The organism is Janthinobacterium paucivorans (genome assembly GCF_051380805.1).
GTDB lineage: Bacteria > Pseudomonadota > Gammaproteobacteria > Burkholderiales > Burkholderiaceae_D > Janthinobacterium > Janthinobacterium lividum_D.
Window position 1 is genome coordinate 1 of sequence record NZ_JBNYXR010000005.1, and the last position, 16440, is coordinate 16440.

Consider the following 16440-nt stretch of genomic DNA (forward strand, 5'->3'; position numbering starts at 1 on the left):
GTGCTGAAACTGGTGGGACGATCTCGGTGGCAAACCGCCGATCAACTCGTCAAGCACAGCTTTGGCCCGAAACAGGGCCATGCTGCGACGAGGAATATGATCGCACGAAACTAAACACCTACATATCCTCGATACTCTGTTTTTCCTTGGCCGCTTATTTTTGCCGCATTTTTATCATCAGGGGAAAAATCGTTGCTATTGAAGTAGTCATTTTCTTTTGTTGTTTGTGTTCCATCTCTTCTTGAATAATTTCCGTGTGTGTGCCAATATCCTGTTTCTTCACAGTTCTTGGCAATTTTTTTGCCACTCCAAGGGTCTACTCCATCAAGGTCACCTCGCGTTGCTTTTGTGAAATCGTACTTCCCATTCTTTCCTTTGTAAATTAATCCGCCATATTCAAGATTATCTCGAATTGATTTTGAGTTGTAGCGTATTAATGCTGCGCGAGCTGCACTGTCAGCACTTGAAAAACGCCCGCCGAGGCAACATGTTCCACATTTTTTTTGTAGCCCAAGTGGATCAATCCACATTGTCGGATTTGGCGCATAGGAATATGAATTCATACCACCAGACAGCCTGGCAGGATCTCGATTTAGATATCTCGATGCGTCAGGATCATAGTAGCGATACCGGTTGTAAAACAGCCCCGTTTCTCCATCCTCATACTGCCCCTGAAACCGTAGCGGCTGGTCGATTTCTCCGTCTACCTGCAGCAAACGCCCCCACGCTTTGTAACGCCCGCTCCAGACTACGTTCCCTGGCCCATCCGTCAGCTCGCGCGGCGTGCCCAGGTGGTCGCAGTGGTAGTGGGTGATGCGGTCGTGTGCTGCCGCGCCGTCGGCTGTCGCCTGGATGCGCTGCCATGCCGATACCTGCAGCGCTTCGGTGTCCGCTTGTTCTTGCGCAATCGCTGCCTGCAGTTCGGCGTCGTGCCGCGTGGCGGGTAAATCCCATTGCGCGACGCGCGGCAGGTGGATCGTGCTTGCCTGGCGAGAGGCTTGCGAAGCGATCCTGGCCAGCGGCACAAAGCTGTCCGGCTCGTACAGATATGTGACCGTTTCTTCGTGCCCAAGTTCCTGTGCCAGCGTGTCGCCATCCCAGACGAAGAAGGTGATGCTGCTACCGCAGTTGCCGGGCTGGTCCTTGGTGATGTTTTGTTGCTTGTTCCAGCGTGCATCCTCGACGCGTTTGGCGATGCGGCGACTGAACGCGTCATAGAAATAGTGGGCGCGGTGGCGTGACTGGCGTTCCGTCCTGGTAGCGTGGCTGAGGCGGTTTTCGGCGTCGTATTCAAGTTCCAGATCGCTCCAGGTCGATTCCCTGCCCGGTGGATGGAAGCGCTTGCCGGTGGTATTGCCTTGCTCGTCGTAATCGTATTCGATATCGCCGTAGTTGTTCAGAACGTTGCCTGGCGCGGGAGTCTTGTCGAGCAGATTGCCTGACGGGTCGAAGGCGAAGTGTTCGGCCAGACCGGGTTGCACGGCGGCCAGCAGCTGGCCGACAGGGTCGTAGGTATAGCTGAGTTTGCCGAGCGGGCCGGCAGCGGTGGCGCCTGTTTGAAAAATGGTGCTCAGCTTGCCTTGCGCATCGTATTCGAAGCGGCGCTCGCGCACGGGGGCGGGCGCGTCGGCGCCACGCGCCAGGGTCAGCTGCGTGAGGCGCGATTGCGGGTCGTACTGGCGCGTGGCGAGCAAGCCGCTGCTACCGAGCTGCCGCTGCTTTTCGCGGTGCAGCTTGTCGCGCTCGACATCGACGACGGTCTGGCCTTGCCACAGCACGCTATGCCAGTGGCCGGAGCCGTAGCGCAAGGTGTCGATGCGGCGTCCGTTCGGCAAGACCGTCTGGATGCGGTTGCCCAGCTCATCATAGGCGTGCGTCATGACGAAGCTGGCATCCGGCACGCGCGGGGCGTTGGGCAGCCTGCCGGCGTCGGGCAGGGATTGCAGAAAATATGCGCTGCGTTCTTCGGTCAACTGGCCCAGCGCATCGTGGACAAAGCGCTGTTCCGCTTGCGGCGCGGATACGGCCGTCAGACGGCCCAGCGCATCGTAGGCGTAGCGCACCACGCCGTCCGCCGTGGTCTTGACTTGCAACAAACCGAGTGCGTCGCGCAGCAGCTGCGTGCGCTGGCTGCCGCACTCGCTGGCGGTGAGGTTGCCGGACTGGTCATAGCTGTATTGCGTGCGCTTGCCGTCGAAGCCCGTTTCCGACGTCAGCCAGCCTTCCGCGTGATACGCGAGTTGATAACTTTCGCCCTTGGCGTTGATCAATTCCGTCAGTTGCAGCGCTGCATCGTAGCGGTACTGCACCGTATGGCCGACGGCGTCCGTGCGCTCCACGGGCAAGCCCTGGCCGTTGTAGCGGTAGCGCGTCTGCTGGCCGGCGCCATCCACGTGCAAGACCAGATTGCCGTCTGCATCGTAGGCGTAATGTTCGCGTGTTTTGTCTGGTGCGATGAGCCCGGTCAGGCGGCCGAGGCCATCGTACTCATAGCTGCTGACGTGGCTCATGGCATCGCGTACCGCCGTCAATCTTCCCTGCTTGTCGTAGTTGTACTCGCTGCTGTTGCCGGAGCAATCCGTGTAGCTGGTCAGCAAGCCCCGGCGCTTGTATTGGAAATGCTTGCTGCCGCCCCTGGCGTCGATCAGTTCCACCAGCTGGCCGCGCTGGTCGTAGCGGTAGCGCGTGACGTGGCCCAAGGCGTCCGTGATGCTCACGGGGCGGCCTGCCGCATCGTATTCGCGCAAGTTGGTGTTGCCCAGCGCATCGGTGAAGGCGACGGGCTGGTTCCAGTCATCGTATGCGACGCTGCTGGCGTATCCCTTGGCATCGGTGCTGCGGATCAGGTTGCCTGCTGCATCGTAGACGTAGCGCGTGGCGGCGCCGTTGGCGTCGATGTCGGCCAGCAGCATGCCATCGCGGTCCCACTCGCGCCGGCCCAGCGAGGCGGCCTTGCCATCGATGATGCGGCTTACCTCGGTGACCAGCCAGTTGGCGTCGAAGGTGTATTCGAGGATGCCGCCGTTTTCCGTGACGCGGCTGGTGTCGTTGTCCACGTAATCGATGCGCGTGTGTTCGCTGCCATCGCAGGCCCGGGTGGCGATGGCGCGTGCCTGGTAGCTGTTGGCGATGGTGACGGGATGGCGCTGCGCCAGCTCCTGTTCGCTCAATGGGGAACCACTCCAGCGCTCGCGCAGCGCGTCCAGGCTGACCCATTCCAGCTCGTAGCTAAAACCCGTATAGCTGCTGCACGACGTGAGCAGGTGGTGGCGATAGCTGTATCGGCGCGTGTCACCGAGCGCATTCGACTGGCTGAGCAGGTTGTAGCGCGGCGTGAAGGGCGGCTGGGTATCGGTCGTCTCAAGGGCATAGGCGTAGCGGACGTGGCAGAGGCGGCTGCCGTCGGTAAATACCTCGTCGATGCTGGCGATGTGGATGGCCTTTTCCTCAGCACCACGCATGGCTTCGAGCACGCTGCCATCATCGCTGCGCAGGCGCAGCAGCACTGCGCCCGGTTTGGCATCCATGCATCGCTCGATGCTGATGCCGCGCCCATCGCGCCCTTCGCTACGCACGAGGGCAAAGCGCTGCGTGGCGACGGGCGCGGACGGGGCCAGCATGGCGTTGACGCCGTCGTAGCCGTGCGGCAGCGAGCCGCTTTCAGCGCGCGCGTAGCGGTCGACGCTGCCGTCGCGCCACAGCACGGTAAAGGTGTCGGCGCCGTCGCGCGTCAGCGTAAAACCTTCCTTGCGGCTGTCGTGTTGCTGGCCCGGTTTCAGGCCAGGCAGGCGCAGGGCGCGGCCGCTGTCGTCGTGCACCACGATGCCTGCATCGCACAGCGACAGGCTGGTGGTGTAGGGCGTTGACCAGCGCGCGCCCAGCAAACCCTCGTCTTCGCATTCGGCGCCGGAGCGGTAGCAACGCGTCCAGGCGATGGGTATGGCGCCTTCCAGGGCGAAATCGGTCTGGTACAGGATTTCCTGCCCCGTGCCGAAATGCACGGGCTTGCGGCCTTTGACGGGTTTTTTTGCGGGGCCGCTATCCTTGGGGCAGCAGTCGGAGGGGGCTTCCGATTTCGGTTCCTTCTTGCCCCGGCTCTTGCCGTCGTCACCGCCGTTTTTTGGGGGAGGTTGGTCGAGTTTTGGGGGCGGCTTGTCCGGTTTTTTGCCGACCAGCTTGTCCTTGACCTGCTTGACGCTCGGCGCCGCTTTTTTGCCGAGGAACTTGCTCAGCATTTTTCCGCCGGGAATCTTGCTGAAGACCGCCGCGTGCAATAATGATTCTGTCGCATTCATGACGATGTCTGAGGCGGTATTGATCAAATCTGGTGTTTTGCCTGTCAATAGGTAGTCGGCCGCCTGATCAAACACCGTGGCCGAGGCTTTCACTGCGGTTCCACTGGCAACGGTCGCCGTGCCGGTAACAGCGCCCGTTGCTGCCGCTGTTTCCATCGCGGCAGCTGCCGGCAGGCCAATGCCCGTTGCCGCCACGCCCAATCCGGCGACTCCCAGCACCGCGCTGCCTGTCAAGATGGTGCCGCCCGCGTCCACCAGGTCTTCGGCGGCGCCATGCATTTTTTTGGAGCCATGATCCTTGTAGTCTTGCGCCGCTTCCCGTATCGCCGCCTTCAGTTCCTTGAGCACGGGCTTGGCCGCCTCTGCGCCTCGCTCATAAATCTTGCCCACGGTATTGCGCGAATTCATCCATACTTCACGCCCCATCTGCACTAAATTAGCGCCGTTGGCGCGGTGGATGGCGCTGGCGACCTTGGTGTCGACCTGCTTGCCGACGGTACCGCTCTTGACGCCGCCCGCCTTGCCGGCCGCGTCGCCCTTGACGGCGGGAATGATGCTGCGCTGGTGCAGGATGACGGGTTCGCTGTGCGACTTGACGTTGGGCGAGGCGTTCTGTGCTTCAGCAAATTCACCGATGATGCTGTAGGGAATAGGCGGCGTGCTGGAGCCGACGGGCGTCTTGCAAATGTCTGGGCTGAGGCTGACGCAATAGAAGCGCGAAGCTTTGGTGACGGTTTCATTTGTCATTGTTTTTACCTTGCTCGGCCGCCTTGCCCAGCGCTTCCTGGGCCTGTTCCAGCAGTTCGATGCGGGAGATTTGTGCCGCCTCCGTCAGGTGCAGCAGGCGCGACGCGACTTGGCCCGCGTCGGCCGGTACGATGGCGCGCCACACCAGTTCCACGCTGGCCGCCTCGGGATCGAGCAGCACCGTATCGATGGCCAGTCGCCAGACGAGTAACTGATCGTTCTTATCCGCCAGCAGCAGGCACAGCACCTGTTGCGGCAGGGCGAAGCGCAGCACGGTGTTGCCGCGCGGGTCGATGCGGGCCGAGCGATGGTCGTGGCGGCACAGATTGGTCAAGGTGAATTGCTCCAGTCCCGCCAGGTGCGGACATTGCTGGTCCGGAGGCGTGCTGTTCCAGTAGGCGAAATCGAAGTCTTCCGGCAGGGCGGGGACTTCATCGGCATCCCATTTGTCCTTGACGACGATGCTGCCTGCCAGCGCGCGGCGCGGCAGCCAGCCTCGGCCGATAGCGGCCAAGCCCGCCGGCGCGGGCAGCGCCTTGCCGCCCGCGCCTTGCCAGAACTGGGCGGCCGTGCATGGCAGAGATGCATCCGTGATCGATGGTTGTGTGATACGGGGCGCTGGCACCTCATTGATCTGTTTCGCATCCAGGTACCAGTGCCGCACAAAACCCCTCCCCAGCGGATTGGCCTGGCAAGAATCGTGTTGCGCCGCGTTGCAGTCATCGGCCTCGATGCGGCATTGGCCGCCATACGCGTAAGCGTAGTGCAGCGGCAATTGCAGGAACGCTTCCGGCGCCGATAAGTGCCACGGATTGGGCCGCAGCAAACCCACGGTGGCGATGCGGGCGCAGCCTTGCGCCAGGCGCGTGAGCACGGCTTTCTTGCGGAAGGCGCGCTCGCCACACACTTGCAAAGTCTTGTCGATCAGGATTTTCTTTTCTGACTGCACCTTCAAGTTGACGAGAAATTGTGGCATCGCCTGCCCGCGCGGTGCGTGCGCCACGCCATTGACGATCACGTCGCAGCGTGGCTTGTACGGTGCGAAGTCGCTTTCCTGCATGGTGCCTGCCTGCGTGTCGCCGCCCAGGTGCTGGTCTTGCGTGGCCAACGGCGACTGACGCGCCATGGGCTGCAGGCTGGCTAGGCCGTCCGCGCCGCAGGGGCCCAAGGTGTAGCCCATGCGCGCTACCACCACATGAAAGGCCTCGCCAAACTGGTCGACCATGTCGAATTGGCAGGCCGCGTGCGGCGTGCGGTTATCGAAGAGCAGGTTGGGGATGTTGAAATGGGCTGTGCCGGCGTCATTCATCGTCAGCCCGGATTGTTGTCGATGTCGTCGCCATGGATTTGCACCTTGGACCTCCCGCGGATGATGATTTCATCGGCAACCAGTTCGATGCGTCCCGGCGTGATGGTGATACTGGACGTGCCCACCGTCATCGTGTGCGAATCGGTGGCCGTGAGCGTGCTGTCGGCGCCGACGATGACGCTTTTCGCCAGGCCGATCTGCTCAGCCTGCGCCAGCACCACGGTGGTGTTCATGGCGCCGATGACGGTGGTCTGGTAGGCCGCGCCTATGGTCAGCACCTTGGCCAAGCCTATCGTTTCGTCCTTGGCCAGGGTTACCCGTTCTGAACGGTGGCCGTCAATCTGCACCTGCTCGTTGCCGCCCACGTGTTCGTGGCGGTTGTCGCCGATGTCGATGTGTTCGTCATGGTCGACGCGCTCACGGCGGTTGTTGTGCACGGTGATGTCTTCATCGTGGCCCACCGTTTCCGTGCGGTCGCGCTTGATGTGCACGGTTTCATCGCGATCGACAGTCTTTTTCCGGTCATTGCCGACCCAGTGCGATTCGTCATGCTCGACTTCGATGCGCTGGTCTTTTTCCGCATGCAGCCATAGTTCTTCCGCATCCTTGCGGTCTTCAAAGCGCAAGGCGTTGGCGTGTGCGCTGGAGCCCTTCTTCGAGGAACGGCTCAGCATGCCGCTTTGCGTCTTGTTCGCTGGCAAGTCCCATGGCGGCATATTGCGCGCGTTGTAGACGCAGCCGATGATGATGGGCATGGCGACGTTGCCGTCGAGAAATTGCACGGCCACTTCCATGCCCACCCGGGGCAGGCTGATATGGCCGAAGTTCGAGCCGGCCCAGTTCGATATCACGCGTATCCACGGCGAACTTTTGTCGTCGAAGCTGCCCAGGCGGTCCCAGTGGAATTGCACCTTCACCCGACCATAACCGTCCGTATGGATTTCCTCGCCGGGCGGCCCGACGACGGTGGCCGTCTGCACGCCGTAGATCTTCGGCTCGCGGCTATGAAAATGGCGGCCGGGGCGCCAGGGCGTAGCGCGGGGGATGCAGCTAAATGTGTTGCTGTAGTGTGAGGTGGCGCCATGCCCTTGCTGATAGTTATTGCTGGCGTAGTGCTGTACGGACAGGATCAGGTATTCGCCAGCGGCCTTGCCCGAAGCTGCACTGTCGAAATGCCCGTCCAGGGTGAACCAGCGCCCCGGCTGCGCGGTGCGGTCGTTGCCCTGCGCCTCGAACAGCTGGCCCTGCGCATCAAGCTCTTCCATGCGTCGCTGCGCCAGGGCTTCGCCGTCGTCGATGTTTTTAAAACCATAGCTGCCCGTGTTTTCATACACTTCCAGGGATGGCACGGCGACTTGGCGGTTCAGCGAGTCGCCGCTGGCGCGGGCGCTGCGCGGATTCTTGAAGTTGAAGCTGGCTAGCGTCATCCGGGCCGAGGCCATGCGCCGCACAGTGCCCCATTGATGCACTCCATCATCTTCCATGGAACCGGCCTGGTGCTGGAAGGGCATGGCGCTCGATGCGCCATCGATGGGCTTGCCGGTGGTGCTGTCGTCGTCCAGCCACAAGGTGTGGCCGTCGTGGCGGTGTTCGTAGCGATAGTGCCAGCCCAGCTGTTCCCAATGGCGGTGCAGCAGGTTGTGGTCGCTCTCGTTGTGCTGGCAAATGTAGGTGATGGCGGGATCCGCGCCGCTGGCGGCCAGCTTATAGTCGCGCATCAGGTAGTCATCGAACACCTTGTCGGTCAGCGCCGCTACCGTCAAGCCGTGGAAGGCGACATTGTTTTGCCGCAAGCGCAAATGCGATAGCCACGGTTCCAGCACCATTTCATAAAAGGCGAAGCCGCCGTCCGTGCGCAGGAAGCGAAATTCAAACACATAGCCGTTGAAGTAGCGCAAGCTGCCGTCTTCGCGCACCAGTTCGACGGTCACCATTTTCCCCATCACCTTGTCGAGCGCGATGGCCGCATCGTCGGACAGCACTTCCACCACATAGGAAAAATCGCGCGACAGGCTTTCGCTGGCGGCCAGGCTGTTGGCCAGGAACTGGCTGTGGGCTGGCGCATCGCCATGCGGAAAATGCAGGCGCAGCAGGCGCTGGCCCTGCATCTCGCCCACTAATGCCGTCCATGCCGCCGTCATCTCGGGGAACTTGCTCATCGCGCATCGCTTCACGGTAGGAATCGTTGAGCGACTGTAGCAATAGCGAACACCAGCGTTTTGCGCAGCCGCAAGCTTCAATCGTTGATTGAAGGCATCAGTTGCATTTCGTAATGCATGTCGTCGCGGTGGCGCGGTGTCGTGCCAATGCCGAGGAAACTGTTGCAGCCGAGTCCAGCGTGTGGCGCGGTCGTCAATGCCAGTCCCCGCACCTCGCTGGCGTGCAGTACCAGCACGATGTCGTAGCGCATGAGCGGCTGGCCGAACAGCATCAGCATGCGCCGCAGCGCTACGCTACCGGGCGCGCGCGGCAGGAAGCTCGCGTGCTGCTGCGCCGTGAGCGGACCGAGGCGCAGGCGCACGGCCAGGTCGGGGCGGCGGCAGCGCTCGCCGATGGTGGCGCGCTGGCCCAGCACGGCATTGGCCATGCCCAGCGCCGTTTGTTCGCGCGGCGCCAGCACGTCCATGCCCCCCGTCGCTTCGTCGATGTGGCAGGGCACGCCGAAGTGCTCGCCGAGGATGCGCGCCATCACGATGGATGAGATGGTGCGCTGCTGGAGCAAGCCCGAGTACAGGCCGATCGCCACCTCGTCCTGGCCCTGGCCCGGCTGGCACGCGGCCAGGGCCAGCAGGCGCGCCAGGAAGGCGCCGCCGTGGCCGGCGTGCTCGATGCGGTATTTTTGCCAGGCCTGGTAAAACAGGGTGACGGTACGGCTGGAAAACAGGTCGAGAAAAGCGCGTGCGCTGGTGTCGCGTTCGCTATGCTGGTGCGCGGCGATGCGTTCCGAATAGTGGCTGGGCAAGCTACCCTGGCAGCCCAGCAAGCCCATGAAGGCGGGCGTGAGGTGGATGTGCTGGTTCTGGCCGGACAGCAGCGCTTGCAGCAAGGCATCGGCATCGGCTATGCCACCTGTCGCCAGCGCCTCAATCTGGCTGGCGGGAAAGCGCAGCGAGACGCTATTGTCGAAGCGTAGGATTTTTGCCAGCGCCGTGTGTTCATCTATGCCGTGTTCGGCCAGCCACGCCAGCAGCAGGCGCAGCGCCTGGAAGCACTCGAAGCGCTGCGGCGCGTCGAGCAATTGCTCGATCACGCTGGGGTGGCGTCGGCGCTGCGTTCCGGGCATCGGATGAGTTCCTCGCCGCTGCGCTGCGACAGCAGCGTCAGTTGGCTAAAGCAGTTGAGCTGGCTGTTCAGGGCGAAGTAGCGCTGCAGCACTTGGGCAAAAACATAGATGCTGCTGCCGACGAAGGCTTGCTCGTCGATGCCCACGCGGATGGCGATGCCGGGCATCAGGGTGGGAAACGGCACGGTCGGCATCCACGCGCGCGTGCTGCCGTGTTCCAGCGTGACGATGCCCTGGATCAGGCGCTGCGTGGTGGGCGAACGGGGCAGGTCGTACAGGCTGAGTATTTTCTGGAATTCGCCCAGGCCCACTTGCGTCAGCCCCGAGTAATTGAGCGACAGGTGCGCAATCAGGCGCCAGTGCGTGTCGGCCAGGAAGCGCATACTGGGCGTGGGCTTGCGCAGGAAGCGCGCGGGGATGCCGTCGGGCACGTCTTCGGCCAGCAGGTCGCCGCCGGGCAAGCCGTAATGCAATTGCGTGGGCAAGTCGCGGTTGCTGCACAGCAGCTGTGTCGAGACGGTGGCGCAGGCGGCGCTAGTCGGTGAAAATTGCGGGTCAATCAGGCAGAGGCGCATTTCATGACCGGGACTGATGGCTGCCACGGTTTCGTCGCGGCGCGCCAGCCAATATTGGCCATGATCTTGGCCACGGTCTTTGCCACGGTCTTTGCCATATTCCTGGTCCTGCTCGGCCTGGGCGCCTCGCAGCGAAGCATATAGCGGCAAGAAGGTGCTCAGGCGCTCGCTAGCCTCATCCTTGCGCAGCACGGTGACGGCCTCGATGCTGTGGATGTCGTAGGCAAACGCATGCGTGGCATCGGCCAGCAGGGCGTAGTCGGGCTCGGTATGCGTGAGACGGATCGGCACGCCGGACTTGGCAAACAGGTTGACGACGGGCGTGCAGCCAAACAAGAGGTTGTTGCCGCTGACGCCGGCCAACAGCCGCGCCTCGTGGCTGTCGCTGCGCACGCCCTGCAGTGGCAGGTGCAAGGTGAACTGGCGGCACTGTTTTGGCAGCAAGGGCGCCAGCAGTGACCAGGCGATATCGATGAAATGAAACTTTTCCGGAAAGGCGAAATACTCGGTCAGCAGGCGCAGTGCCGGATGCGAACGGGCGGAAATGGGGATCAGCGCATCGTCTTGCGCATAGCCGGCCGGCGTCAGCGGCGTGCCATCGACGGCCAGCCACGGGCTGTGATCGTCCTGCGCGACGTAGGCGCCCGCGCCGCGCAGGAACAGGGCGTCGAGCAGGGCCGCGCGCACGGACGGTTCGCCATCGGCAAACAGGCGCAGGCTGGAAAAGCCGGCCTGGTCCAAGTGGTAGTTGTCGCTGCTACTGCTGAATTGAATGCTGAGCAGGGCGCTGGTGCCAGCGGACAGGCGCAGGCCGGGCGACGCGTCGATAAGCGGCGAAAAATGCAGGCGAGAAATGACCAGCGGCGCCAGAGTCACGTCATATGCACTGGTGAACTTGCAAGCCACGCCTTGCACTGGCTGCGAGCGCAGCAGCGTGCCGCGCGGCACTTGCGCAAGCTGGGCCAACTGGCCGCCGCCCGCTGCTTCATCGGCAGCGATGCGCACGATGGAGCATGAGGGAAATGGTCGCAGGTAGTGCGGGTACAGGGTGTCGAGCAGGGCGTTGGTAAATTGCGGATAGGCGTCGTCGAGGCGCTTGGCGACTCTGGCCGTGAGCAGGGCGACGGATTGGATCAGGCGCTCGACATGCGGATCTTCGCAGCTGTCGCCGGCGATCAGCAGGCGCCCGGCCGCTTTCGGGTAGCGGCTGGAAAACTCGCGCGTGTACTGGCGAAACAGGCCCAGTTCACGCTCGTAATACGGCAATAGTTGTTCCACGGTCGCGCTCTCGGCCAGCAGGAAAGCTTCATGCTGGCATCAGGCGCGCGCGTGGATGTTGACGCGTGACAATGATTCTTAGAAATGGTACTCCGCGCGTATCATCGGCGTCTTCGCCGTCTGGCCCACATTGCCCGTGGTGGTGGCCGCGTTGCCGAACTTGTTCTTCCAGTACTGGTATTCCAGGCCCACGCGGAAGGTGTTCTTGGCGCTACCGAGGGCCGCACCCACGTCGTACATTACTTGCATGTCAATATTCGTTTCCACCGCCGTGTCGCGTCCCACTTCATCCTTGCCTTTTGCATCGATGAGGTTAAAGAAACCTTCGAACGAGAACAGCGGCGACAGGGGGATGGCCCAGGCACCTGCCAGCATGGCGTGCGTTTTAAACGTGTAGCGGCCGCTTACTTGCGAGATAGGCGGGAAGGCGCCACTAGGGGCGTTGCTTTCACGCAGCAACAGCAGGCTGGTGTTGAAGAAGCCGGGTACGTCCCACATCAGGGTAGGGCCGGCCACCAGCATGCGCTTGCGCGAGTTGTAGCCAACGTCATTTTTCGTGTTGACATCAAAACCCAGGGTGACGCCGACACCGCGCACGGGGCCGAACTTGATGTCGCTGCCGCGCACCTTGCCGATGTCGATGGTGTTGCGGTACACCAGGTAGGCCTCTTGCGCGCCTGAAGTCTTGCCCAGCGCACCCGGATCCTTGCTGTCGGACATGAGGAAATCGAGATTGACGAAGTTGCTGCCGTATTTGTAGCCGCTGGCATGCGTGATGGCAAAGATGTTTTTCTTGATGTCGTTCGGATTGAACGGCTCGCGGTAGTCATTGCCGGCGCGCCAGCTCAGCGCGGTATCGCTCCAATCGGCAGCCTGGGCGGTCGCGCCCATGCCGAGGGTGGTAGTGAGGCAGAGCAACAGACACGGTATGGTTTTTGGCACTTTCGGCTCCTGATGGCGGTGTTGAAAAATGGTAACTAATGATGGCAGGGCGCGTAGTGCGCAGGAAGCGATGCGATGGGCATATTGGCGCCTGTGAATCCATGATGCGAGCATCGCCGCACCGGACAATATGCATTTTCTGCATACTTACTATCATTTCTTGCATATAATCATCGCATTTCTCGCTCTTACCGGGCAAGGCGGTAGTGCTAAAGCTGATAATTTTTTTCAAAATTGTATACAGGTGTTGTTTTTTTGCGGAAATAGAAAGTACGCGCCGCCCGGCCCGTCCCCAAGCGTTGCGGATGCCGATACGATAGAGACAGCAATTGAGAGACCGCAGTTTGATTTCCCCCACCGGCATCGATGCCGGCGACCATGCAGTGAGGCACGAAAAAACAATGACGACACGCCTGGAATTACACGACATCAGCAAACGCTATCCGTCCGTGGTGGCCAATGACGGCATCCACCTGAGCGTGGCACCCGGACAGATTCACGCCGTGCTCGGCGAAAACGGCGCCGGTAAATCGACCTTGATGAAAATCATCTATGGCGCCGTGCAGCCCGATGGTGGCCGCATCCTGTGGAATGGCCGCGAGGTCGAGATCGCCAACCCGTCGGCCGCGCGCGCGCTGGGTATCGCCATGGTGTTCCAGCACTTTTCCCTGTTCGACACCTTGACGGTGACGGAAAACATCGCCCTCGGTTTGCCTGCCGGCACCAATATGGCGGAACTGGCGCAGCGCATCGAGGCGACGGCGCGGCAGTACGGCCTGGACCTGGAGCCGCAGCGCCACGTCCACACCTTGTCGGTGGGTGAATGCCAGCGCGTGGAAATCGTGCGCGCCTTGCTGGCCAAGCCGCAACTGTTGATTCTCGATGAACCGACCTCGGTGCTGACGCCGGGCGCCGTGGAAAAACTGTTTGGCACCTTGCGCCAACTGGCGGCCGAAGGCTGCAGCATCCTTTACATCAGCCACAAGCTCGACGAGATCCGCGCCCTGTGCCATACGTGCACGGTGGTGCGCGCGGGCAAGAATGCGGGCGTATGCGACCCATCGCAAGAGTCTGCGGCCAGCCTGTCGCGCCTGATGATAGGGGCCGAGCCGCCCGCCGTCACGCGCGTGGCGCGCACGCCGGGCGCGGCCATGCTGAGCGTGCGGCAGTTGGACTTGCCGAAGAGTCATCCATTCGCCACTGAGTTGCGCGATATTAACTTCGACGTGCGCGCGGGCGAGATCGTCGGCATCGCTGGCGTGTCCGGCAATGGCCAGCAGGAATTGCTGGCCGCCCTGTCGGGCGAGGACATGCGCGCGGCCCCCGCCAGCATCGTGCTGAACGGCACCCAGGCGGGCCGCTTGCCGCCGGGCCGGCGTCGCGCCCTGGGCTTCGGTTTCGTGCCGGAGGAAAGGCTGGGGCGTGGCGCCGTGCCCGACATGGGGCTGGCCGACAACGTTTTGCTGAGCTTGCAGACACCGGCCACCATCCGCCACGGCTTCGTGCGTCACCACGTGATCGCGCAGCGGGCGGCCGCCATCATCGCGCGCTTCCAGGTGAAGGCGGGCGGGCCGCAAGCGCTGGCGCGCAGCCTGTCGGGTGGCAACTTGCAGAAATATATAGTCGGGCGCGAAGTCATGCGCGAACCCACCGTGCTGGTGGTGGCGCAGCCGACCTGGGGCGTGGACGTGGGCGCGGCCGCGCAAATCCGCGCTGAATTGCTGGCGCTGCGCGACGCTGGCTGCGCCTTGCTGGTGGTATCGGAGGAACTCGATGAATTGTTTGACATTAGCGACCGCTTGCTGGTGATGGCGAAAGGAAAAATTTCACCGTCGCTGGACGTGGGCGAGGCCAGCGTGACTCTCGTCGGACAGTGGATGAGCGGGCTGTGGCCGCAGGAGGCGACCCATGCTTAAGTTTGCCTTGCAGCTGGAAAAGCGTCCCGCATACCCGAAGGGGGCGGCCCATGACTAAGTTCGCCTTGCGCCTGGAAGCCCGGCCTAGCCCGTCGCGCCTGATGTCGTGGCTGTCGCCCGTACTGGCCGTGCTGCTCACCGTGCTGTGCGGCGCGCTGTTATTTAGTGCGCTGGGACACGATCCGCTGGCGGGACTGGCCGTCTTCTTCGTGGAACCCTTGCGCGACGCGCACGGCTGGTCCGAGCTGGGCCTCAAGGTGGCGCCGCTGCTCTTGATCGCCGTGGGCCTGGCCATCTGCTTTCGCGCCAACATTTATAACATCGGCGCGGAAGGCCAGCTGACCCTGGGTGCCATTTGCGGCGGCGCGGCCGCGCTCTACCTCGACGATGGCGTGGGTGGTGCTGCCATCATCGGTATATCGCTGCTGGCCGGCATGGCGGGCGGCATGCTGTGGGCGGGCTTGGTGGCCTGGCTGCGCGACCGCTACAACGCCAGTGAAATCCTGGTCTCGCTGATGCTGGTCTACATCGCCCAATTGCTGCTCAGCTATCTCGTCTACGGTGTGCTGCGCGATCCGGAAGGGTTTAATTTTCCGCAATCGAAACTGCTGTCCGACGGCTTGCTGTTGCCGATGTTGATCAGCGATACGCGCTTGCACGTGGGCATCGTCTTCGCCTTGCTGGCCTCGCTGGGTGGCTGGCTGTATTTGTCACGCAGCATTGCCGGCTTCCGCCTGCGCGTGGGCGGCATGGCGCCGGCCGCCGCCCGTTATGCGGGCTTTTCCTCGCGCAAGACCTTGTGGTCTTCCTTGCTGATCTGCGGCGCCCTGTCCGGTCTGGCGGGTGCCTGCGAAGTGCTGGGGCCGATGGGGCAGCTTACGCCCACGGTCTCGCCCGGCTACGGCTTTGCCGCCATCATTGTCGCTTTCGTGGGGCGCTTGCATCCCGTGGGCGTGATTTTTTCCAGTTTCGTCATGGCCCTGTTTTATATCGGTGGCGAGCTGGCGCAATCGCGCCTGGGGCTGCCGAGTGCGATTACCGGCGTGTTTCAGGGCATCTTGCTGTTCGCCTTGCTCGCTTGCGACGTGCTGATTCAATACAAATTGCGCTGGAGAAAAAATGGATAACCTGGCCCTGACGATAGCGCCCTTGATTGCCGCCAGCATCAATGCGGGGACGCCGCTGATGCTCGCCGCGCTGGGGCTGCTGGTCAATGAAAAGGCGGGCGTGGTGAACCTGGGCGCGGAAGGCATGATGCTGGTGTCGGCCATCACCGGCTTTGCCGTGGCCGTCAACACGGGCAGCCCGGCCCTGGGCTTTCTGGCGGGGGCGGGCTCCAGCATGTTGCTGTCCGGTTTCTTCGCCTGGCTGACCGTGTGGCTGGGTACCAACCAGTATGCGACGGGCCTGGCCTTGTCCCTGTTTGGCGCGGGCGCGTCGACGTATATCGGCTTGAAGTATGTGGGCAACAGCTTGCACAACGGCCGCTTCGGCATCCCTTTCTTGGAAGATATTCCCGTGCTGGGGCCGGCCCTGTTCCGCCAGCATCCGATGGTGTATCTGTCCTTATTGCTGTGCCTAGCCATCGCCTGGTTTTTGTACCGCACGCGGGCAGGCCTGGTGTTGCGCGCCGTGGGCGAGTCGCCAGCGTCCGCGCATGCGCTCGGTTACCCTGTGCGGCACATCCGCCTGGCCGCCGTGCTGTTCGGCGGCGCCTGCTGCGGCCTGGCCGGTGCCTTTTTGTCGCTCGTCTACACGCCGTTGTGGGTCGAGGGCATGGTAGCGGGACGCGGCTGGATCGCACTGGCGCTGACCACGTTTGCCACCTGGCGCCCGGCGCGCGTGGTGGGCGGCGCCTATTTGTTTGGCGGCATCACGATATTGACGTTCCATGTGCAGGCGCTGGGCGTGCCCATCGCCTCGCAACTGCTGTCGATGCTGCCGTACCTGGCGGCCATCGTCGTGCTGGTCTTGATCTCCAGCAATGCCAATTACATCAAACTGAACATGCCAGCTTCGCTGGGCAAGCATTTCAATCCGGGCAGCTAGCCCGTACCGTGCCAAGGCGCGCCGTCATTCCCCCGCGGCGCGCTGT

Annotated in this window: 9 protein-coding genes; 3 read left to right on the forward strand and 6 right to left on the reverse strand. The window is 62.5% G+C overall.

Annotated features, from left to right (window positions below; all coding sequences use genetic code 11):
- Positions 1 to 110: 110 nt before the first annotated feature.
- The 6 genes from ACQ4V8_RS07530 to ACQ4V8_RS07555 form a co-directional block, all read right to left on the reverse strand.
- On the reverse strand, positions 111 to 5042 hold the full coding sequence (locus ACQ4V8_RS07530) for an RHS repeat-associated core domain-containing protein (protein WP_436571170.1): 4932 nt from the start codon (positions 5040 to 5042) through the stop codon (positions 111 to 113).
- Positions 5032 to 6351: a DUF2169 family type VI secretion system accessory protein gene (locus tag ACQ4V8_RS07535; RefSeq protein WP_436571171.1), complete on the reverse strand. Its 1320-nt coding sequence runs from the start codon at positions 6349 to 6351 to the stop codon at positions 5032 to 5034. The genes ACQ4V8_RS07530 and ACQ4V8_RS07535 overlap by 11 nt, the downstream gene beginning before the upstream one ends.
- Before the next feature lie 2 nt (positions 6352 to 6353).
- Positions 6354 to 8510, reverse strand: a complete 2157-nt coding sequence (locus ACQ4V8_RS07540) for a type VI secretion system Vgr family protein (protein WP_436571172.1) — start codon at positions 8508 to 8510, stop codon at positions 6354 to 6356.
- Positions 8511 to 8587: 77 nt separating this feature from the next.
- Positions 8588 to 9634, reverse strand: coding sequence for a type VI secretion system baseplate subunit TssG (gene tssG, locus ACQ4V8_RS07545; protein WP_436571173.1), 1047 nt, complete (start codon positions 9632 to 9634; stop codon positions 8588 to 8590).
- Complete coding sequence (tssF, locus tag ACQ4V8_RS07550) at positions 9598 to 11487, reverse strand: type VI secretion system baseplate subunit TssF (protein WP_436571174.1); 1890 nt, start codon at positions 11485 to 11487, stop codon at positions 9598 to 9600. Before tssF ends, tssG begins: the two co-directional genes overlap by 37 nt.
- 78 nt (positions 11488 to 11565) lie before the next feature.
- Positions 11566 to 12378 (reverse strand): hypothetical protein, encoded by an 813-nt coding sequence (locus tag ACQ4V8_RS07555; protein WP_010395374.1) that lies wholly within the window; start codon positions 12376 to 12378, stop codon positions 11566 to 11568.
- Between the two features lie 452 nt (positions 12379 to 12830).
- Between ACQ4V8_RS07555 and ACQ4V8_RS07560 the strand changes: the two genes are divergently transcribed.
- Genes ACQ4V8_RS07560 through ACQ4V8_RS07570 form a run of 3 tightly spaced genes read left to right on the forward strand, consistent with a single transcriptional unit; the run spans position 12831 to position 16394 of the window.
- Positions 12831 to 14345 carry an ABC transporter ATP-binding protein gene (locus tag ACQ4V8_RS07560; protein ID WP_070346541.1) on the forward strand — a complete coding sequence of 505 codons (1515 nt, stop codon included), beginning with the start codon at positions 12831 to 12833 and terminating at the stop codon, positions 14343 to 14345.
- Between the two features lie 50 nt (positions 14346 to 14395).
- On the forward strand, positions 14396 to 15472 hold the full coding sequence (locus ACQ4V8_RS07565) for an ABC transporter permease (protein WP_010395380.1): 1077 nt from the start codon (positions 14396 to 14398) through the stop codon (positions 15470 to 15472).
- On the forward strand, positions 15465 to 16394 hold the full coding sequence (locus tag ACQ4V8_RS07570) for an ABC transporter permease (RefSeq protein ID WP_436571175.1): 930 nt from the start codon (positions 15465 to 15467) through the stop codon (positions 16392 to 16394). The genes ACQ4V8_RS07565 and ACQ4V8_RS07570 overlap by 8 nt, the downstream gene beginning before the upstream one ends.
- Positions 16395 to 16440: the final 46 nt, after the last annotated feature.

What these genes read in the sequence shown, in the direction of transcription:
- ACQ4V8_RS07530 (WP_436571170.1), bottom strand. Translation starts at nt 5,042, where the DNA reads ATGACAAATGAAACCGTCACCAAAGCTTCGCGCTTCTATTGCGTCAGC.
- tssG (WP_436571173.1), bottom strand. Translation starts at nt 9,634, where the DNA reads ATGCCCGGAACGCAGCGCCGACGCCACCCCAGCGTGATCGAGCAATTG.
- ACQ4V8_RS07555 (WP_010395374.1), bottom strand. Translation starts at nt 12,378, where the DNA reads ATGGGCGCGACCGCCCAGGCTGCCGATTGGAGCGATACCGCGCTGAGC.
- ACQ4V8_RS07570 (WP_436571175.1), top strand. Translation starts at nt 15,465, where the DNA reads ATGGATAACCTGGCCCTGACGATAGCGCCCTTGATTGCCGCCAGCATC.
- ACQ4V8_RS07535 (WP_436571171.1), bottom strand. Translation starts at nt 6,351, where the DNA reads ATGAATGACGCCGGCACAGCCCATTTCAACATCCCCAACCTGCTCTTC.
- ACQ4V8_RS07560 (WP_070346541.1), top strand. Translation starts at nt 12,831, where the DNA reads ATGACGACACGCCTGGAATTACACGACATCAGCAAACGCTATCCGTCC.
- ACQ4V8_RS07565 (WP_010395380.1), top strand. Translation starts at nt 14,396, where the DNA reads ATGACTAAGTTCGCCTTGCGCCTGGAAGCCCGGCCTAGCCCGTCGCGC.
- ACQ4V8_RS07540 (WP_436571172.1), bottom strand. Translation starts at nt 8,510, where the DNA reads ATGAGCAAGTTCCCCGAGATGACGGCGGCATGGACGGCATTAGTGGGC.